The organism is Blastococcus sp. KM273129 (genome assembly GCF_021698995.1).
Lineage (GTDB): Bacteria > Actinomycetota > Actinomycetes > Mycobacteriales > Geodermatophilaceae > Blastococcus.
Map to the genome: position 1 here is coordinate 1 of NZ_SSXB01000055.1, position 18,384 is coordinate 18,384.

Sequence of the window (18,384 nt, forward strand, 5' to 3'; positions counted from 1 at the left end):
GGGTGGCGCCGCGCCCCGCGCTGTTCCTGGCGGTCACCGCCGCGGGCGGCATCCTGGCCGGCGTCGTCGTCGGCAACGAGCCGGCCGCGCAGGCCGAGCCGGAGCTGGCGTCGGTCAGCGTCGCCGAGCAGCTCGGGATCCCCACCGGGGCCCCGGCCGGGTCCTTCAAGGAGTACGCGATGGGCAAGGTGGGCTCGGCGAGCGAGTTCTCCTGCCTGGAGAGCCTGTGGGGCAAGGAGAGCGGGTGGAACCCCGACGCCCAGAACCCGCGCAGCACCGCCTACGGCATCGCCCAGTTCCTCGACTCCACCTGGGCCGGCACCGGCATCGCCAAGACCTCCGACGGCTACCGGCAGATCGACGCGGGGCTGATCTACATCAACAACCGCTACGGCTCGCCGTGCGGTGCCTGGGCGCACTCCCAGTCGGTCGGCTGGTACTAGGAGGACCTCGCTGCCCCTCCACCTCGCACGCTCACGGCACCGCGACATCGGCGATCTCGGGCCATCAGCCGTCTGACGGGCCCGAGATCGCCGATCTCGCGGCGCGGTCGTGATCCGGGGCGGACCTGCGCCGGCGGTCGAGCGTGCCTAGGGTCGGGCCAGCGACCGAAGGCCGAGGGGGAGCCATGAGCGAGGTCGGGGACGAGGGACGGGACACCCCGCAGGGCGGGTTCGTGGGCCGGTCGATCGACGAGTTCGTCAGCCAGCTGCGGTTCTTCAGCGACCGCGCCCGCGGGCTGGCCGGCAGCGCGACGTCCCGCCTCCCGCTGCCCGCCCTGCCCAGCCCGCCCGGTGCCATGTCCGCCGCCCAGCTCCGCGCGGTCAAGGAGATGGTGACCGCGCAGCGCACCTCGATCGCGGCGATGCGCGCCCAGCTGGACGCCTTCGACCAGCAGCTCGCCGTCTTCGAGCGGATCCTCGACCCGCTCGTGGAGTGGAGCGCGACGTGGGCACGGTTGGAAGAGGCCGTCGGTGACATCGTGCGCCGCGATCCTCCCGCCGAGCGCTGACGATCAGCCCGCCAGCGACCTGACCAGCAGCGCCGCCCCGGAGAGCAGGCACAGCACCAGGGCTGCACGGCGCATCACCGGCAGCGCCAGCCTGCGGCGCAGCGGCCCGGCGAGCAGGAAGCCGAGCAGCACGAAGGGCACCAGCCCCGCTCCGGCGGCCAGCCCGCCGCCGGTCAGCTCCCCGCCGGCCACGAGCACGCCGATCGAGAGCAGAGTCGTGCCGACGAAGAACACCGACAGGTTCGCCCGCTGGGCGGCCGGCGTGGGCGCCCGGTAGGTGACCACCAGCGGGGGCCCCGGCGTGGCCGCCACCGTGGACAGCGTGCCGGACGCGAACCCGGCGACCGCGAGTGCCCGCCGCCCACCCGGCAGGCGGACCCCCGCGAGCGACGCGCTGCAGGCGAGCAGCACGACGACGGCAACCGTTATCCCCAACAACCGGACGTCGATCACCTGCAACAGCCACAGGCCGGCGACGACGCCGGGTACCGACGCCAGCACCGCGCCGCGCACGGTCGTGAGCTCCAGGGCCGCTCGCTCACGCCACACCACCGGCAGCAGCGAGGCGAGCGTGCCCACCAGCAGCGGCCCCGGGACCAGTGCCGGTTGCACGAGCAGCACCAGCGGCCCGGCGAGCAGCCCGAACCCCATGCCGGTCGCCGTCTGGACGACCGAGGCCAGGAGGACGGCGAGGCCGCACACCAGCAGGGCGACCGGGTCGGTGGTCAGCTCGGCGGTCAGTAGCCGTCGTCCTCGTCCGCGGCCGGGCGCCGGCGCAGCAGGCCGGTCACCGAACCGACCCGGGTCTGCGCCTGGCGCAGGCCGTGGATCAGCGGCATCAGGTCGTCGTGGATCCGGCGCAGCGTCTCGGGGACGGTGTCGACGGCGGGGTCGTCCAGCACCCGCCCGACCCGTTCGATCCCCGGCCGCAGCGCCCGCACCGGCTCCTCGAGCTCCTCGACCAGCCCCTCCAGCCGCTCGGCCATCCGTTGCGCGGACGCGATGGTCTCCCGGGCGGCGGTGGTCGCGGCGGTCAGCTCCCGGACGGTGCTGTTGAGGTCGGCCAGCGTGCGGGGGAGCTGGGACAACGCCTCCGTCTGCGTCTGCAGCAGCGCGATCAGCTCGCCGAACCCGGGGATGCGGGGCATGCCGAGCCCGCGGAAGGGATCCACCAGCAAACCGTCGATGACCGGCGCCCGGGACGCAACTCCTCCCCGGTGCCGTGCTCAGTCCGGGCGCAGCTGCCCGGTGAGCACGAACCGCGCGGCGACGTCGCGCAGTTTGGTGTTGCTCTCCATCGAGACCCGCGCCAGCAGCCGGAAGGCCTGGTCGGCGGTGAGCTTGTGCCGCTCCATGAGGATGCCTTTGGCCTGGTCGATCACCGCCCGGTGCTCCAGGGCGGCCGCCAGGTGCTCCGCCCGCTCCACGGCGGTCTCGTAGAGGTACATGTTCGACACCGGCCCGACGGCGTAGGCGGCGAGCCGGGACACCAGCGCACGGGTGCGGTCGTCGGCGACCGTGAGGTCCCCGGCGTAGACGTTCATCGACCCGGAGACCCGCTCCTGCACGGGCAGCGGGTAGGACAGGATGCTCCCGCACCCCAGCGCGGCGGCCTGGGTCCCGAACGCCGGCCACCGGGGCTCCGACCGGGTGTCGGCCACGACGGCGGGCCGGCCGGTCGTGGCAGCCTCGAGGCAGGGACCGCCGCCCAGGCCGTACTGCACCTCGTCGAGCTCCAGGGCGAGGTCGCCGCTGGCCGCCACCGTGCGGGGGGAGCCGTCGCCGAGGATCGTCACCGAGGCCACCGGGCGGCCCGGGAGGATCCGGGTGGCCAGCTCGGTGACCCGGCCGAGCACGGACTCCAGCGAGTGCTCCGCGAAGGAGAGCTGGGCCAGCTCCTCGAACGCCGGCTGGACGGCGAGCTCATCGTCGTCGTCAGGGGGTGTCACGCCTTGCTCTCCGTCGGTTTGCTGCACCGGACGAACGAGCGCCGGGCGGTCAGAGAGGGGGCCCGAGTTGTTCCAGGTCCCCTCGGGTCGGGCTTGGGCCCGGCCGCGCGCCGGCTGTGTGACGCGTGTGTAGCGGTGCTCAATATAGCCGCCGGTCGGCGCCGGTCCCGGGTGGCGTGCGTCGTGGGCGTGGGGCGGTCGCAGGTCAGGCGCTGGTGAAGACGACGGGCGCCCACCGGTCGAACCCGAGCAGCGGCCACGCCCGGCGGACGAGCGGCGGCGCGTCGCGCAGCTCCACCCGCACCCCGCTGCCGGCGAGCGACCGGACCCAGCGGGCGATCGCCCGGCAGCCGGCGACGTCGGCGAAGCCGAGGCCGGAGAGGTCCAGCGTGCGGGTGCCGCCCTCGACCGGCGAGCCGGCCAGCACCCGGGAGAGCCGCTCGGCGCCGACCAGGTCGACGTCGCCGGCCACGACGACCCGGTCCCGGTCGAAGAACGCCCGGAAGGCCGGGGGGGCCGACGGCGCGTGGACCTGCGGGTGCACCGCGGTCACGGCGTCCACCGCCGCGGCCGGGAGGGTGGCGTCGTAGGCGCAGAGCGCCGACATGCCGGGGCCCTGGGCGATGTACTCGTCGGCGACGTGCTCCCACCGGGCCAGCTCCGCGCGGGTGGCGGGGTCCGCGGCCAGCGGGCTCACGTCGGCCAGCACGCGCAGCCCGCGGTAGCCCTCGGCGCGAGCCGCCCGGGTCGCCCGGTCGTAGAACTGCCGCTGCCGTCCGGCGTCGAACGACCCGGCGCCGGCGTAGGCGTCCTGCAACGGCAGCAGCCGCAGCGTCCCGTCGGCCACGAGCGCGTCGACGCCGCCCAGCGCCCCGCCGGCCCGGTGCACGGCCGCCACCACGCGCTCGCCGACGGCCAGCAGGCGCTCCCCGCGGCCCAGGCCACCGCGCGCTGAGGCCAGCACCGCGGCGTCGAGCTCGTCGCCGTCCCGGTACAGCCAGCACACGTGGTCGCGCGCCCGGGGAGGTGGAACGGTCCTCACCGAACCGTGAACGCGCATGTGCTCACCGTAGTGGCCGCCGGGCCGGCGGGACAGCCGAGCCGGGGTCACAGCGCCTTGAGGATGTCCTCCACCCGCTCACGCGCGTCGCCGAAGAGCATCCGGCTGTTCTCCCGGAAGAACAGCGGGTTCTGCACGCCGGCGTAGCCGGTGTTCATGGAGCGCTTGAACACGACCACGTGCTCGGCCTCCCACACCCGGAGCACCGGCATGCCGGCGATCGGGCTGGCGGGGTCCTCGGTCGCCGCGGGGTTCACCGTGTCGTTGGCCCCGATGACCAGGACCACCGACGTGCCGGCGAGGTCGTCGTTGATCTCGTCCATCTCGAGCACGACGTCGTAGGGCACCTTGGCCTCGGCCAGGAGCACGTTCATGTGGCCGGGCAGTCGCCCGGCCACCGGGTGGATGCCGAACCGCACGTCGACGTCCTGCGCCCGCAGCTTGCGGGTGAGCTCGGCGACCGCGCCCTGCGCCTGCGCGACCGCCATGCCGTAGCCGGGGGTGATGACCACCGACTTCGCGTCCCGCAGCAGCTCCGCGGTCTCCTCGGCGGTGATCTCGGTGTGCTCGCCGTAGTCGACGTCGGACGACGCGGCCGCGCCCTCGTTGCCGAAACCGCCGGCGATCACCGACAGGAACGAGCGGTTCATCGCCTTGCACATGATGTAGGAGAGGTAGGCACCGGACGAGCCGACCAGCGCGCCGGTGATGATCAGCAGGTCGTTGCCCAGGAGGAAGCCCGACGCGGCGGCGGCCCAGCCCGAGTAGCTGTTGAGCATCGAGACGACGACGGGCATGTCCCCACCGCCGATCGAGGCCACCAGGTGCCACCCCAGCGCCAGCGCCAGGACCGTGACGACCGAGAGGACCAGCAGGTTCGGCTCGGCCACGAACACGACGGTCAGGACGGCGAACAGCGCCAGCGCGCCCAGGTTGAGCCAGTTGCGGCCGGGCAGCACCAGCGGGTTGCTCCTGATCCGCGCCGACAGCTTGAGGAAGGCGACGATCGAGCCGGTGAAGGTGACCGCGCCGATGAAGACGCCGACCACGACCTCGCCGGAGTGGATGCCGGCCTCGGCGCCGGTGAGCGGCGACCCGCCGTCGGCACCCTCGACGGAGAGGTAGCCGTTCCAGCCCACGAGCACCGCCGCCAGGCCGACGAAGCTGTGCAGCAGCGCGATGAGCTCCGGCATGCCGGTCATCTCCACCACGCGCGCCCGCCACAGGCCGATGGCCGCACCGACGACCACGGCGACGACGAGCAGGGTGAGCCCGGCGGTGGAGATGCCGCGGGTGGCCAGGCCGACGGTGGCGGCGAGCGCGATCGCCATGCCGGCGATCCCGTAGGCGTTGCCGGCCTTGGCCGTCTCGTGCTTCGACAGCCCGGCCAGGCTCAGGATGAACAGCAGCGCGGCGACGATGTAGGCCGCCGCCGCGGCGGTGGTGGCGGTCATCGGGCGGCGGCCTCCGTGCTCGGGCCGCGGGAGAACATGCCCAGCATGCGGCGGGTGACGGCGAAGCCGCCGAAGACGTTGATGCTGGCCACGAGCGTGGCCACGAACGCCAGCGCGCGGACCAGACCGTCGTCGCTGCCCAGCTGCAGCAGCGCGCCGACCACGATGATCCCGGAGATGGCGTTGGTGACGCTCATCAGCGGGGTGTGCAGGGCGTGGTGCACCTTGCCGATCACGTAGAACCCGACGACGACGGCCAGCGCGAACACGGTGACGTGCCCGAGCAGCTCGTCGGGGGAGAAGGCCGCCACCAGGAACAGCAGGGCGGCGGCGACCCCCACCAGGGCGAACCGGCGCGCCGGTGCCGGTGTGCGCTGCGGCACGGCTGGTGCCGCAGCGGTCGCCCCGGCCGGTGGTGCGGCCGGTGGGGGCGCCGCCGAGACCTGCACCGGCGGCGGGGGCCACATCAGCTCGCCCTCCCGGACCACGGTGATGCCCCGCTGGACGACGTCGTCGAGGTCGAGGACCAGCCGGCCGTCGGCGCCGGGGGTCAGCAGCCTGAGCAGGTTGACCAGGTTGGTGCCGTACAGCTGGGAGGCCTGCGCCGGGAGCCGGGCGGGCAGGTCGGTGTACCCGATGATCGTGACGCCGTTGGGGGTCACGACGACCTCGTCGGCGACCGAGCCGGCGACGTTGCCGCCCTGGGCGGCGGCCATGTCGACGACCACCGAGCCCGGGCGCATCGAGGCCACCATCTCCTCGGTGACCAGCCGCGGCGCGGGCCGGCCCGGGATGAGCGCCGTGGTGATGACGATGTCGACGTCGCGGGCCTGCTCGGCGTACATCTGCGCGGCCCGCCGGTTGAAGTCCTCGCCCATCTCGCGGGCGTAGCCGTCGCTGCTGACCTCCTGCTCCCCGGCGGGCACGGCGACGTACTCGCCGCCGAGGGAGCGCACCTGCTCGGCGACCTCGGGGCGGACGTCGGTGGCCCGGACGATCGCCCCCAGGCTGGACGCGGTGCCGATCGCGGCCAGCCCGGCCACGCCCGCGCCGGCGACGAGCACCTTGGCTGGCGGCACCTTGCCCGCCGCGGTCACCTGACCGGTGAAGAACCGGCCGAACACGTTGGCCGCCTCGACGACCGCCCGGTACCCGGCGATGTTGGCCATCGACGAGAGCACGTCCATCGACTGCGCCCGGGAGATGCGGGGGACGGCGTCCATGGCGAGCACGGTGAGCGGCCGCGCGGCGAGCGCCTCGACCAGCTCCGGGTTCAGCGCCGGGGAGAGCAGGCTGACCAGCGTCGCGCCGTCGGCCAGCAGCCCGATCTCCTCGCGGGCGGGCGCGTTCACCTTGAGCACGACCTCGGCCCCCCACGCCTCGGCGGCCGTGCCGATCCGCGCACCGGCCGCGACGTAGGCCTCGTCGGGGAAGCTGGCCGCCCTCCCGGCGCCGGCCTCCACCACGACCTCGTAGCCCAGCTGCACCAGCTGCACGACCGTCGCCGGGGTCGCGGACACCCGGGTCTCGCGGGGCCGCGTCTCGCGCGGGACTCCGATCTGCATCGTGGCGCTCCGTTCCTCGCTGGGCAGGCCTCGTCGCCTGCCCGCCGGTGGGTCGTTCGCGGTGCTCGGTGGGTGGGACGGATCCTGCCTGGGAACGAGCGATCACGGGGTACCGCTCCGGAAATGTGAGGCACGGCACGCCGGGAGCTGGTCGCCGCCGTCGGGCGCCACCCTAAAGGGGTGTTGCGGCGGTGCCCGGGTGGTGGCCGCACCGAGGAGCTGCCGAAGGTCCTTGCAGCGGGTCCAGACCTCGGCGCCTGCTCCGAACCGAGGGGAGGACCGTGTCCGCCATCTTGAACAGCCCCGGCGACGACCGCGTCCCCGCGGAGATCGTCGCATCGGTCTTCTACAGCGCCACCGTCAGCGACAACCTGGCGATCGTGGTCGCCGAGATGGTGGCCGGCCGGGCGCGCGTCAGCTGGGGCAACGCCGGTGCGGTCGAGCTGCTCGGCTACGGCCTGGACGACCTGCGCGCGCTGCCCGTCGAGCACCTGTTCCCGACCCTCGGGCGCGGCGAGCTCCGGCTGCTGCTGCGCCGGGAGCGGTCGGCCCGGATGACCCTGGCGGTGCGCACCGCCAGCGGCGCCGCCGTCGAGGCGCTGGTCACCACGACGCCGTCCCCGAGCGGGCGGATGTGGACGGTGCGGATCGTCTCCACGACCAACGAGCTGGAACGGGCGCTGCGGGCCACCGCCGACGCCCACGAGCGGCGCTTCTCCACCCTGACCGAGCGGTCCCCGGTGCCCACCCTCCTCTCCGAGCAGGGCATGCGGCTGGCGCACGTCAACGACGCCTTCTGCAGCCTCGTCGGTCGGCGCGCCGAGCAGCTGCTGGGGACGGGCTGGATGGACGCCGTGCACGAGGACGACCTCGACACGGTGGTCGGGCAGGTGTCCGCGGCCCTGGACGGCCAGGAGGTGGAGGCACAGGCCCGGCTGCTGCGCGACGACGGGTCGGTCCGCACCACCGTCATCCGCTTCGCGCACCTGTTCACCCCCGGTGTCGGCGCGGGCTTCGTCGGCACCATCGAGGACATCACCGACCGGCTGGCGTTCGAGGCCACGCTGGCCCACCAGGCCAGCCACGACCCGCTCACCGGGCTGCCGAACCGCACCCTGCTGGCCCGGTACGTGGCCGAGCGGTTCGTCCCCGGCACCGGCACGCTGGCCTGCCTCTTCCTCGACCTGGACAACTTCAAGGTGGTCAACGACTCCCTGGGCCACACCGCGGGAGACGAGCTCCTCACCGAGGTGGGCGACCGGCTGCGGTCGGTGGTCCGGCCCGGGGACCTGGTGGCCCGCTTCGGCGGCGACGAGTTCGTCGTGGTCTGCGAGGACGTCGACCAGTCCGCCGCGGTCGCCCTCGCCGAGCGGATCACGGCGGAGCTGGCCCGGCCGGTGCGGTTGGGCGGTGTCGACGTGCGGCCGCACGCCAGCGTCGGGGTGACGGTGCAGACCGGGGAGCACACCGGCGCCGAGGAGCTGATCCGCGACTGCGACATCGCCATGTACCAGGCCAAGGCCGGGGGCAAGGGGCGGATCACCGTGCTGGACCAGCGGGCGCGGGAGCAGGCGCGGGACAAGCTGCGGCTGGTCGCCGAGCTGCGCGAGGCGATCGAGCGGGGCGAGATCACCCTCCTCTACCAGCCGATCTTCAGCACCCACGACGGCCGGCCGGTCGCCGTGGAGTCGCTGGCCCGGTGGACCCACGCCGATCGCGGCCGGATCAGCCCGGCGGTGTTCGTGCCGCTGGCGGAGGAGAGCGGGCTGGTCGCCGGTCTCGGGCTGCTCGTCCTGGACGAGACCTGCCGCCAGCTGGCCGAGTGGGACCGCGCCCTGGGCCCGGCCGCGCCCCCGCGCGCCAACGTCAACGTCTCGGCGCTGCAGCTGGACGCGAACCTGCCGGCACAGGTGGCCGACGCGCTGGCGCGGCACGCGCTGGACCCGTCCCGCATCTCGGTGGAGATCACCGAGTCGGCGCTGATGCAGGACCCCGACTCCGCCCGCGAGGTGCTGCACGCGCTGCGCGACCTCGGCGTCGAGCTGGCGATCGACGACTTCGGCACCGGCTACTCGTCGCTGGCCTACCTGCGGCACCTGCCCGTCGACTGCCTGAAGGTGGACCGGTCCTTCGTCGCCGAGCTGGCGCACGGGCACACCGAGATCGCCTCCGCCGTCATCGCGCTGGCCCGCAGCCTCGACCTGAGCACCGTCGCCGAGGGCGTCGAGACCGCCGAGCAGGCCGCCGAGCTCGGCCGGCTGGGCGCCACCTTCCTGCAGGGGTTCGCCCTGAGCCCGCCGATGACCGGGGCCGACACCGCCGCCTGGTTCGCCTCCCACGGGGAGCGCACCCGATGACCGTCACCCCCCTCCCGCCCCGCGGCGAGGCGGCCCCCGTCTTCGACCTGGAGAAGGTCCTCGCGGGCATCGACACCATGGCGGCGCAGCGCCCGGTCGCCGCGCAGATCGTCTCGGTGGCGAACTCCGACGACACCAGCGCCAAGGTGCTCTCCCGCATCCTCGCCTCCGACGTCGCCCTCGCCGGCCGGGTGATGAAGCTGGCCAACTCCGCCTACTTCGGCATGCGCGGGCGGGTCACCTCGCTGCAGTTCGCCGTCACCGTCGTCGGCTTCACGACCGTCCGGACGATGGCGACCGTCGCGCTCACCGAGCTCGACGACGAGTCGCGCCTGCCGGAGGACTTCTGGGACGTCACCACCTGCCTGGCGCTGGCGTCGTCCACGCTCGCGCCGCGGTTCGGGGAGCGGTCGCAGGACGCGCTGTGCGTCGGGCTGCTGGCCCAGATGGGCGCGGCGCTGCTCCACCACGACGACCCCGAGGGCTACGGCGCGCTGGTGGCCGAGCACCCGGGCTTCCCCGAGCGGCGCGCCGCCGAGCTGCGGCGCTACGGCATCAACAGCGTCCGCCTGACCGCCGTCGCGCTGGAGCAGTGGGGCTTCCCGCACACGATGACCCACCGGCTCAACCAGGTCGACGACGCCACCTCGGTCGAGGGCGGGCTGCTGCGCGCCGCCTTCGAGGTGGCCGCACGGATCACCGAGGACGACCACGAGGCGGTGCCGATCACCCGGCTCACCTGCGGCCAGCTGCGGGAGGACGACCTGGTGCCGGTGCTGGACCAGGTCCGGGCCGACGCCGCCGAGCTCCGCCGGGCGATGCTCGGCGACTGAAGAAGGCCCTCGTCGCCCCCAGCACGCGCTCCGCTCGCGCCGGGGCCCTGCGACGGGGCCACGGCGCGCGGGGGCCCGCGACGGGGTTGCCTCACGACGGAGCCCCGCCCCCCGGGACGGGGGACGGGGCTCCTGGCTGGCTGTCGCTCAGACGGCGTAGGGCGCGCCCAGCGGGTCGACGGTCGCCTGCTCGCCCACCGTGCGGGCCAGCCGCGCGACGGCGAAGTCACCGTCACCGAGCAGGTGGTCGATGGCGGTGAGCCGGCTGGTGTAGTGCCCGACGGAGTACTCCGCGGTCACGCCGATGCCGCCGTGCAGCTGGATCGCCTCCTTGCCGATGTGCCGGCCGGCGCGGCTGGTCTGCAGCCGGGCGCGGTCGGCGGCGGCGACGACGTCGCCGCCGGCGTCCTGCACCATCGAGGCCCACAGCGCGGCGCTCCGGGCCAGCTCCAGGGACACGTACATGTCCGCGGCGCGGAAGGTGAGCGCCTGGAACCGGTTGAGGGTGACGCCGAACTGCTTGCGGGTCTTGAGGTACTCCGCGGTGGTGCGCAGCGCGGTGTCCATGGCGCCGATAGCCTCGTGGCTGTAGGCGATCCGAGCCTCGGCCAGCGCCCGCTCGATGGCGGCCGTCTGGTCCCCGCCGGTGCCCAGCAGCGTCGCCGGGGTGGCGTCGAAGCGGACGGCGGCGGCGCGGGTGCCGTCGTGGGTGCGGTAGCCGGTGCGGGCCAGGCCCGCGGCGTCGCCCTGCACGAGGAACAGCCCGGTGCCGCCGTCGACCACCGCCGAGACCACCAGGACGTCGGCGCGGGCGCCGGTCGGCACCGGCTCCTTGGCGCCGCTGAGGGTCCAGCCGTCGCCGGACTGCGTGGCGGTGACCGCGGAGGCCGAGGCGCTCCACCGGGTGCCGGTCTCGGCGTGCGCGAACGCCGGCACGCTGGTGCCCTCGGCGATGGCCCCGAGGAGCTCGGACTTCTGCTCGTCGGTGCCGACGGCGGCGATCAGGCCGCCGGCCAGGACGACGGCCTCGATGAACGGCTCGGGGGCGATGACCCGGCCGATCTCCTCGGCGACGATCGCCACCTCGATCGGGCCGGCGCCCATGCCGCCGTGCTCCTCGGCGAAGGGCAGGCCGAGCAGGCCCATCTCCGCGAGGCGGGCCCAGGTCTTCTCGTCGAAGCCCGGGTCGTTGGCGACGACCTTCCGGCGCTGCTCGCTGTCGGAGTAGGCGCGCGCCAGCAGGCCGCGGACGGCCTCCCGCAGGTCGTTCTGCTCGCTGTCGAAGGTGAAGTCCACGTCAGATCACAGCCCCAGGATCGTGCCGGCGATGATGGTGCGCTGAACCTCGTTGGAGCCTCCGTAGATGGAGACCTTCCGGTAGTTCAGGTAGTGCGGGGTCGCGACGCGCGCCCAGTCCGGCACGTCGGACCCCTCCTCGGCGAAGGAGGCCAGCGAGAGCGGGCCGGCGATGTCGACCAGCAGCTCGGTGGCGGCCTGCTGCAGCTCCGAGCCCTTGAGCTTCAGCACCGAGGACGCCGGGTGCGGCTTGCCGTCGGCGGAGTTGGCGACGACGCGCAGCGCGGTGAGCTCGAGGGCCACCAGCTCGTTCTCCACCTCGGCGATCCGCCGGGCCATGAACGGGTCCTCCAGGAGGGGGCGGCCGTCGACGGTGATCTCGCGGGCGTGGTCCTTGGCCTGGGCGAGCATCTTCTTGGTCGCGCCCACGCGGGCGATGCCCACGCGCTCGTTGCCGAGCAGGAACTTGGCGTAGTCCCAGCCGCGGTTCTCCTCGCCGATGAGGTTCTCGGCGGGGACGCGGACGTCCTCGAAGAACACCTCGTTGACCTCGAAGCCGCCGTCGATGAGCTCGATGGGGCGCAGCGTCACACCGGGGGTGTCCATCGGGAAGACCAGCATCGAGATGCCGCGCTGCTTCTTCTCCGCCGTCGGGTCGGTGCGGACCAGGCAGAAGATCCAGTCGGCGTGCTGGCCCAGCGTCGTCCAGGTCTTCTGGCCGTTGACCACCCAGTCGTCGCCGTCGCGGACGGCGGTGGTGCGCAGCGAGGCCAGGTCGGAGCCGGCGTCGGGCTCGGAGAAGCCCTGGCACCACCAGATGTCGAGGTTGGCGGTCTTGGCCAGGAAGCGCTCCTTCTGCTCCTGGTTGCCGAAGGCGGCGATGACCGGGCCGATCATGCTGGTGTTGAAGGCGAGCGGCTCGGGGACGCCGGCCAGCTGCATCTCCTCGCGCCAGATGTGGCGCTGCAGGGGCGTCCAGTCCTTGCCGCCCCACTCGACCGGCCAGTGCGGCACGGCCAGGCCCGCGGCGTTGAGCACGCGCTGGGCCTCGACGTACTCCTCCTTGGAGACGTGCCGGTGGGCCGCGACCTTGTCGCGGATCTCCTGCGGCACCTGGGTGGTGAAGAAGGTCCGCATCTCCTCCCGGAAGGCCTCGAGCTCCGGGGACAGCTGCAACCGCATCGGTCCTCATTTCCTGACGGCGGCAGGTGCCGTCTCGACGTAGTGCCCCCGACGATCCCACACGGGCTACCGGTGGGTAGCGAGCGGCACCCGGGGGCGGCGTGCCGGTCGCGCGGACGGGCCCCGGGCAGCACGCGCTGCCCGGGGCCCGCCGATCAGGCCGGCTCAGCCGAGCGTCGACCAGAACGCGCAGTTCGCCTCGGTGGCGACGTCGACCGGGCCGCCCCCTCCGTCGGAGGCGATGTCCAGGCCCTGGACGTCCTTCGAGGCGCGGTACCGGGTCCACGTCGGGACGTCCCGGCCGTTGGGGTTGCCGTGGGCCGCGAAGTTGGTCCAGTACCGGACCATCGTCGCCGACAGCCGCTCCTGCTCGGGGTCGAGCCCGTTCCCGAACAGGTCCGGGAACAGGTAGGGCAGCTCGGCGGCGTGCTGGGCGTCCTCCGGGTAGCCCGGGTACGGGAAGCTCACCAACGGGTCGGCCGTCTCGTCGCGGAACTGGTAGGCGAAGACGGGGGCCGGCGCCGGCGGGCGGGCCAGCGTGTCGTAGGCGTCGACGTGCTCGCAGGTGGACAGCGCGCTGCCGGCGTCGCTGTTCACGGCGGCCAGGGCGCGCAGCGGCGACGGGTAGGCGGCGGCCGGGTAGCGGGCGAGCACCTCGTCGGCGTCGTCACCGAAGACGCCGGCGAGGACCGCCGCGTAGTCGGCCGCGGTGAAGCCGTCCGCGGCCAGCCGGGACACGGTCGGGTCCAGCGGCGTGAAGAGGGTGTTCTCGTCGCTGAGGTTGCCGTGCATGACCGGCACCCTGGCGTGGTTGCCGGCGGCGATCGCCTCGGCCGGCTGCACCGGCAGCGCCGATCCGCCGACGACGAAGGCCCCGCCCGGCCAGGCGTCGAGCAGCTCCTGCACCGGCGTCGCCCGCAGGCAGGTGGCGACGTCGTCCGCGGTCGCGCAGCCGACGGCCTCCGCCACCCGGGCGCCCGTGGCCTCGGCCGTCTCGAGCGTGTCGTAGGGCGCGGTGCAGCTGTAGCTCTGGGCGATGGCGCGGTCGAACAGGCCGCGCGCGCCCGGGGAGGTGAGCTGGGCGCAGACCGCGGAGCCACCGGCCGACTCGCCGAAGATCGTCACCCGCCCGGGGTTGCCGCCGAAGGCGCGGATGTTGCGCTCCACCCAGCGCAGCGCCGCCTGCTGGTCGAGCAGCCCGGCGCTGCCGGAGGCGACGTCGCCGTTCTCGCGGGAGAGGTCCTCCTGCGCCATGAAGCCCAGGGCGCCGAGGCGGTAGTTGACCGTCACCACGACGACGTCGCCCTCGAGGGCGAGCTTGCTCGCGTCGTACCGGTCACCGCTGCCGGTCTGCCACGATCCGCCGTGGATCCACACCATCACCGGGAGGTCGCGGCGCTGGGTGTCCAGGCCCGAGGGGGTCGTGACGTTGAGGTAGAGGCAGTCCTCGGCCAGCGAGGTGACCGGGTTGCTGGCGCTGGGCTCCTGCGGGCAGGGGCTGCCGGGCGTGGTGGCGTCCCGGACGCCCTCCCACGGCTGCACCGGCGCCGGCGGGCGGAACCGCAGGTCACCCACCGGCGGCGCGGCGAACGGGATGCCCTGGAACAGGCGGTACCCGTCGGCCGAGGTGCCCTCGACCGCACCCTCGGTGGTCCGGACGACCAGCGGGGCGGGATCGGGCGCGGCGCCGGCGGGCGCGGCGGTGGTGAGGGCGCCGGCGGCGAGGACGGCGCCCAGCCCGAGCGCGAGCAGGGATCGTCGGGCGGGACGCGGGGGAGTGGTGCGCACGTGACCTCCAGGGGGAGCCGGCCCGGCCCTTGGTGAGCTGGACCACAGCGCCTGAGACACTAGCCACGCCTGTCTCACCCCCTGTGGCGGGGGTCACGCCGGCCGGTGCGGCGGTCAGCGTCCGGGGAGCCGGCGGCCGGTCATCCGGTCGATCACCTCCAGCCAGGCGGCCCGGACCTCGCGGGGGCGGTCCCCGACGACGTCGAGGATCCGGACGTCGAGGCCGCGGTCACCGGCGACGACCGCCTCGAAGCCCAGCCGGGTCACCAGCACCTGGATCTCTCCGGGGTCCAGACCGGCGTCGACCAGGGGCTGCACCAGCCATGCCGTCAGCTGCCGCGGGGCGGTGGACTCCACGACCGCCATTCGGGTGCGGGGGCCCGGGCGGATGCACCGTCAGCCGACGGGCAGGCCGGTGTAGTTCTCGGCGAGCTCGCGGGCGGCCGTCTCCGAGGAGCAGATCCGCTGGAGCTGGGCGAGCTGCAGCTGGGCGTCGAAGTCGTCGCCGGAGGTGTGCAGCATCGAGGTCATGGACCAGGAGAAGTGGGTGCAGCGCCAGACGCGGGCCAGTGCCCGGTCGGAGTAGGTGTCGGCCAGGTCGGCCTGCTTCTCGGTGAGCAGCCGCACGAGCGCCTGGGCCAGCAGGGTCACGTCGGCGACGGCGAGGTTCAGGCCCTTGGCGCCGGTCGGGGGCACGATGTGGGCGGCGTCGCCGGCCAGGAACAGCCGGCCGCGGCGCATCGGGGTGCTCACGAACGAGCGCATCGGGAGGATCGACTTCTCGGTCACCGGGCCGGTGCTGATCTCCCAGCCGTCGAGGGCGAACCGGCGGGAGAGGTTCTCCCAGATCCGGTCGTCCGACCAGTCCTCGATCCTCTCCGCCGGGTCCACCTGCAGGTACAGCCGCGACACGGAGGGGGAGCGCATGGAGTACAGCGCGAAGCCCTCGGGGTGCCAGGCGTAGATCAGCTCGTCGGTGGCGGGCGCGGCGTCGGCCAGGATGCCCAGCCAGGCGTAGGGGTAGGTGCGCTCCCACGTGCGCCCGCCGGCGGCCTGCACCACCGGGCGCGAGACGCCGTGGAACCCGTCGGTGCCGGCGATGACGTCGCAGTCCAGCACCTGGGCCACGCCGTCGGCGTCGGTGAACCGGACGCGGGGGGTGTCGGAGTCGACGTCCTCCAGCGTCACGTCGGAGACCTCGAACAGCAGCGGCGGACCGCCGTCGAGCTGCGCCTTGACGAGGTCCTTGGTGACCTCGGTCTGCCCGTAGACCCAGACCGTCCGGCCGCACAGCTCGGGGAAGTCGAGCTTGTGCCGGGTGCCCGGGTGCTGGAGGTAGATGCCGCGGTGCTCCATGCCCTCGCGGTGCAGCCGGTCGCCCAGCCCGGCGTCGGTCAGCGTGTCGACGGTGTGCTGCTCGAGGATGCCGGCCCGGATGCGCGCCTCCACGTACCCGCGCGACCGGTTCTCGAGCACGACGGAGTCGACGCCCTGGAGGGCGAGCAGCCGCGAGAGCAGGAGGCCGGCGGGGCCGGCGCCGATGATCGCCACCTGGGTGCGCACGGCGACGAGTGTCGCCGCAGGGTGGCCGCGATGGGTACCGGGTGCTTCCGGTCAGTGGAACTCGCGGGAGCGGGCGAGCTCCCGGCCGATGCCGCGGGCCGCCATCTCCAGGGCCGGCACGAGGCGGGACAGGTCGCGCCGGTGCGGCGGGACGACGATGCCCAGCGCCGCGACGGCCAGCGGTCCGCCGGCCCGCTCCACCTGGACCGGGACGGCGAGGGATGCGGCGCCCAGGGACATCTCCTGGCTGGTGCGGGCGTAGCGCCGGCGGCGGATCTCGGCCAGCTCGCGGGCGAGCACGGCCGGGTCGGTGACGGTGTGCGGGGTGACCGGCCGCAGCGCACCCAGCACCCGCTCGACGACGTCGTCGGGGGCCGCGGCGAGCAGCACCTTCCCCACCCCGGTGGCGTGCAGCGGCAGCCGGCTGCCGACCTGGCTGACCACGGGCACCGACTCCCGGCCCGACACCCGCTCGACGTAGAGGGCGCTGACCCCCTCGCGCACGGCCAGGTGCACGGTGTCGCGGGTGGTGGTGTGCAGGTCCAGCAGGAACGGCGCGGCCACCTGCCGCAGCTCCAGCTGCACCGGGGCGATCAGGCCGAGGTCCCACAGCTTCCGGCCGATCTCGTAGCGTCCGTCCGGACGGCGGACCAGCGCCCCCCAGCCGGTCAGCTCGCCGAGCAGCCGGTGGGCGGTCGTCAGCGGCGTGCCCGACCGCTCGGCGATCTCGGAGAGGGACAGCCGCGGGGCGCTGCTGTCGAACGCGTCCAGGATGCCCAGCGCCCGGGAGGTGACCGACCGCCCCGGGCTCGCGCTGCCACCGGCCATGCTGCTCCTCTCCCGTCCAGCGGAAAGCTGGGGTTGGGAGCGTAGCCGGGCGGCCGTACCGTCCGGCCATGACCGGGACCACGTCCGCCGGCGGCCTGCACCTGCCGCGGTACCACCGCGAGGACGCCGCGCTGCGCACCCCCGTGGGCTTCCCCGACTACCGCAGCACCGCCCTGCGCGCGCCGCTGCGGACGCCGGTGGACCTGCCGCAGCGGCTCACCGAGGTGACCGGGCCGGTGCTCGGCGAGGACCGCGTCCTGCCGCACGACGCCGACCTGACGCTGCGCAACGGGGGCGAGGCCGTCGGCCAGCGGATCCTCGTGCACGGCCGCGTGCTGGACAGCGACGGCCGGCCGGTGCCCGGCGCCCTGGTCGAGGTGTGGCAGGCCAACGCCGCCGGCCGCTACCGGCACGTCGGCGACAGCTTCCCGGCGCCGCTGGACCCGCACTTCGACGGCCTCGGGCGCGTGGTCACCGACAGCCTCGGCCGGTACGAGTTCATGACGGTCAAGCCCGGCGCCTACCCGTGGGGCAACCACCACAACGCCTGGCGGCCCGCGCACATCCACTTCAGCCTGTTCGGCCGGGCCTTCACCCAGCGGCTGGTCACCCAGATGTACTTCCCGGACGACCCGCTGTTCGGCCAGGACCCCATCTTCAACGCCATGCCGGCCGCGGCCCGGCACCGGGCGATCAGCCGCTTCTCGCTGGAGCGGTCGCAGGACAACTGGGCGCTGGCCTTCGAGTGGGACATCGTGCTCCGCGGGGCCGAGCAGACGCCGTTCGAGACCGACGACGACGGGGATGTCGCGTGATGAGCGAGCCGTCCGTGAACCCGCTGCTGGTCGTCCCCGTCGTCAGCGAGCCCTCCCAGCCGCGCTCGGGCCGGCGCGGCAGCGGCTACCTCGCCGGGCCGCTCCGGCTGGGCACCACGCCCAGCGCCACCGTCGGCCCGTACCTGGCCATCGGCATGACCTGGCCCGACGGCGTCTGGGCCGCCGCGGAGGGGACCCCGGGCGCCTGCTGGATCCGCGGCCGGGTGTTCGACGGCGCCGGTGACCTCGTGGCCGACGCGATGGTGGAGACCTGGCAGGCCGACCCCGACGGCGGCTTCCCCTCGCCGGAGGACCCGCGCGGCGCGGCCTCCTACCCGGGCTTCCGCGGCTTCGCCCGGTCCCACACCGCGGACCCGCCGGGGGAGTTCGCCGTCCACACGCTCAAGCCGGGGCGGGTGCCCGACGGCGAGGGCGGGTCGCAGGCCCCGCACATCGACGTCTCGGTGTTCGCCCGCGGCATCCTCGACCGCGTCGTCACCCGCATCTACTTCGCCGACGAGGCCGAGGCCAACGCCGAGGACCCCGTGCTGGCGTCGCTCCCCGACGACGCCGCCCGGCGGACGCTGATCGCCACCCCGGCCCCGGACGGCTACCGGTTCGACATCCACCTGCAGGGCGAGCGCGAGACGGTGTTCTTCCAGGTATGACCCCACCCGCGAGC

General features: G+C 74.2%; 18 protein-coding genes. 6 read left to right on the forward strand and 12 right to left on the reverse strand.

Annotation, left to right across the window (positions count from 1 at the left end):
* Positions 1 to 443, forward strand: a 443-nt coding sequence (locus tag E9565_RS15075; RefSeq protein ID WP_236835702.1) for a transglycosylase SLT domain-containing protein, incomplete at its 5' end; no start/stop codon positions are given.
* 185 nt (positions 444 to 628) lie between these two features.
* The gene (locus E9565_RS15080; RefSeq protein ID WP_236827679.1) at positions 629 to 1,012 is read left to right on the forward strand and encodes a hypothetical protein; all 384 of its coding nucleotides are present in this window, start codon (positions 629 to 631) and stop codon (positions 1,010 to 1,012) included.
* A 3-nt stretch (positions 1,013 to 1,015) separates the two neighbouring features.
* Here the strand turns inward: E9565_RS15080 and E9565_RS15085 are convergent, their stop codons facing one another.
* From E9565_RS15085 to E9565_RS15110, 6 genes are all read right to left on the reverse strand, one after another.
* Positions 1,016 to 1,714 carry a sulfite exporter TauE/SafE family protein gene (locus tag E9565_RS15085; RefSeq protein ID WP_236827680.1) on the reverse strand — a complete coding sequence of 233 codons (699 nt, stop codon included), beginning with the start codon at positions 1,712 to 1,714 and terminating at the stop codon, positions 1,016 to 1,018.
* Between the two features lie 35 nt (positions 1,715 to 1,749).
* Entirely contained in the window at positions 1,750 to 2,184 is a 435-nt protein-coding gene (locus E9565_RS15090) for a hypothetical protein (protein WP_236827681.1), read from the reverse strand.
* A 54-nt stretch (positions 2,185 to 2,238) separates the two neighbouring features.
* Positions 2,239 to 2,961, reverse strand: a complete 723-nt coding sequence (locus E9565_RS15095; protein WP_236835705.1) for a GAF and ANTAR domain-containing protein — start codon at positions 2,959 to 2,961, stop codon at positions 2,239 to 2,241.
* A gap of 205 nt (positions 2,962 to 3,166) precedes the next feature.
* A complete protein-coding gene (locus tag E9565_RS15100) occupies positions 3,167 to 4,021 on the reverse strand; it encodes an MEDS domain-containing protein (RefSeq protein ID WP_236835707.1) in 855 nt (284 codons plus the stop codon).
* Positions 4,022 to 4,068: 47 nt separating this feature from the next.
* Positions 4,069 to 5,475, reverse strand: coding sequence for a Re/Si-specific NAD(P)(+) transhydrogenase subunit beta (pntB, locus tag E9565_RS15105; RefSeq protein ID WP_236835709.1), 1,407 nt, complete (start codon positions 5,473 to 5,475; stop codon positions 4,069 to 4,071).
* Positions 5,472 to 7,040, reverse strand: coding sequence for a Re/Si-specific NAD(P)(+) transhydrogenase subunit alpha (locus E9565_RS15110; RefSeq protein WP_236827685.1), 1,569 nt, complete (start codon positions 7,038 to 7,040; stop codon positions 5,472 to 5,474). Before E9565_RS15110 ends, pntB begins: the two co-directional genes overlap by 4 nt.
* A gap of 281 nt (positions 7,041 to 7,321) precedes the next feature.
* On the opposite strand from E9565_RS15110, the gene E9565_RS15115 reads away from it, so the two are divergent.
* Together E9565_RS15115 and E9565_RS15120 are read left to right on the forward strand one after the other, a co-directional pair.
* Positions 7,322 to 9,397 (forward strand): EAL domain-containing protein, encoded by a 2,076-nt coding sequence (locus E9565_RS15115; RefSeq protein ID WP_236835711.1) that lies wholly within the window; start codon positions 7,322 to 7,324, stop codon positions 9,395 to 9,397.
* On the forward strand, positions 9,394 to 10,230 hold the full coding sequence (locus E9565_RS15120; RefSeq protein ID WP_236835713.1) for an HDOD domain-containing protein: 837 nt from the start codon (positions 9,394 to 9,396) through the stop codon (positions 10,228 to 10,230). The genes E9565_RS15115 and E9565_RS15120 overlap by 4 nt, the downstream gene beginning before the upstream one ends.
* Positions 10,231 to 10,377: 147 nt before the next feature.
* Here E9565_RS15120 and E9565_RS23325 read toward each other — a convergent pair whose 3' ends face one another.
* The 6 genes from E9565_RS23325 to E9565_RS15150 all read right to left on the reverse strand — a co-directional run bounded on the left by E9565_RS23325 (position 10,378) and on the right by E9565_RS15150 (position 16,887).
* Positions 10,378 to 11,526 carry an acyl-CoA dehydrogenase family protein gene (locus E9565_RS23325; protein ID WP_236827688.1) on the reverse strand — a complete coding sequence of 383 codons (1,149 nt, stop codon included), beginning with the start codon at positions 11,524 to 11,526 and terminating at the stop codon, positions 10,378 to 10,380.
* A 6-nt stretch (positions 11,527 to 11,532) separates the two neighbouring features.
* A complete protein-coding gene (locus E9565_RS15130; RefSeq protein WP_236827689.1) occupies positions 11,533 to 12,708 on the reverse strand; it encodes an acyl-CoA dehydrogenase family protein in 1,176 nt (391 codons plus the stop codon).
* A gap of 165 nt (positions 12,709 to 12,873) precedes the next feature.
* Positions 12,874 to 14,496 carry a carboxylesterase/lipase family protein gene (locus E9565_RS15135; protein WP_236835715.1) on the reverse strand — a complete coding sequence of 541 codons (1,623 nt, stop codon included), beginning with the start codon at positions 14,494 to 14,496 and terminating at the stop codon, positions 12,874 to 12,876.
* 114 nt (positions 14,497 to 14,610) lie between these two features.
* A complete protein-coding gene (locus E9565_RS15140) occupies positions 14,611 to 14,853 on the reverse strand; it encodes a hypothetical protein (protein WP_236827691.1) in 243 nt (80 codons plus the stop codon).
* A 39-nt stretch (positions 14,854 to 14,892) separates the two neighbouring features.
* A complete protein-coding gene (locus E9565_RS15145; RefSeq protein ID WP_236835717.1) occupies positions 14,893 to 16,059 on the reverse strand; it encodes a 4-hydroxybenzoate 3-monooxygenase in 1,167 nt (388 codons plus the stop codon).
* 51 nt (positions 16,060 to 16,110) lie between these two features.
* Positions 16,111 to 16,887: an IclR family transcriptional regulator gene (locus tag E9565_RS15150; RefSeq protein WP_236827693.1), complete on the reverse strand. Its 777-nt coding sequence runs from the start codon at positions 16,885 to 16,887 to the stop codon at positions 16,111 to 16,113.
* A 68-nt stretch (positions 16,888 to 16,955) separates the two neighbouring features.
* On the opposite strand from E9565_RS15150, the gene pcaH reads away from it, so the two are divergent.
* Complete coding sequence (pcaH, locus tag E9565_RS15155) at positions 16,956 to 17,702, forward strand: protocatechuate 3,4-dioxygenase subunit beta (RefSeq protein WP_236835718.1); 747 nt, start codon at positions 16,956 to 16,958, stop codon at positions 17,700 to 17,702.
* Positions 17,702 to 18,370, forward strand: coding sequence for a protocatechuate 3,4-dioxygenase subunit alpha (gene pcaG / locus E9565_RS15160; protein ID WP_236827695.1), 669 nt, complete (start codon positions 17,702 to 17,704; stop codon positions 18,368 to 18,370). The genes pcaH and pcaG overlap by 1 nt, the downstream gene beginning before the upstream one ends.
* Positions 18,371 to 18,384: the final 14 nt, after the last annotated feature.

Coding starts and splice junctions, on each gene's coding strand:
- E9565_RS15110 (WP_236827685.1), bottom strand. CDS start 7,040: ATGCAGATCGGAGTCCCGCGCGAGACGCGGCCCCGCGAGACCCGGGTG.
- pcaG (WP_236827695.1), top strand. CDS start 17,702: ATGAGCGAGCCGTCCGTGAACCCGCTGCTGGTCGTCCCCGTCGTCAGC.
- E9565_RS15120 (WP_236835713.1), top strand. CDS start 9,394: ATGACCGTCACCCCCCTCCCGCCCCGCGGCGAGGCGGCCCCCGTCTTC.
- pntB (WP_236835709.1), bottom strand. CDS start 5,475: ATGACCGCCACCACCGCCGCGGCGGCGGCCTACATCGTCGCCGCGCTG.
- E9565_RS15150 (WP_236827693.1), bottom strand. CDS start 16,887: ATGGCCGGTGGCAGCGCGAGCCCGGGGCGGTCGGTCACCTCCCGGGCG.
- pcaH (WP_236835718.1), top strand. CDS start 16,956: ATGACCGGGACCACGTCCGCCGGCGGCCTGCACCTGCCGCGGTACCAC.
- E9565_RS15130 (WP_236827689.1), bottom strand. CDS start 12,708: ATGCGGTTGCAGCTGTCCCCGGAGCTCGAGGCCTTCCGGGAGGAGATG.
- E9565_RS15100 (WP_236835707.1), bottom strand. CDS start 4,021: ATGCGCGTTCACGGTTCGGTGAGGACCGTTCCACCTCCCCGGGCGCGC.
- E9565_RS15080 (WP_236827679.1), top strand. CDS start 629: ATGAGCGAGGTCGGGGACGAGGGACGGGACACCCCGCAGGGCGGGTTC.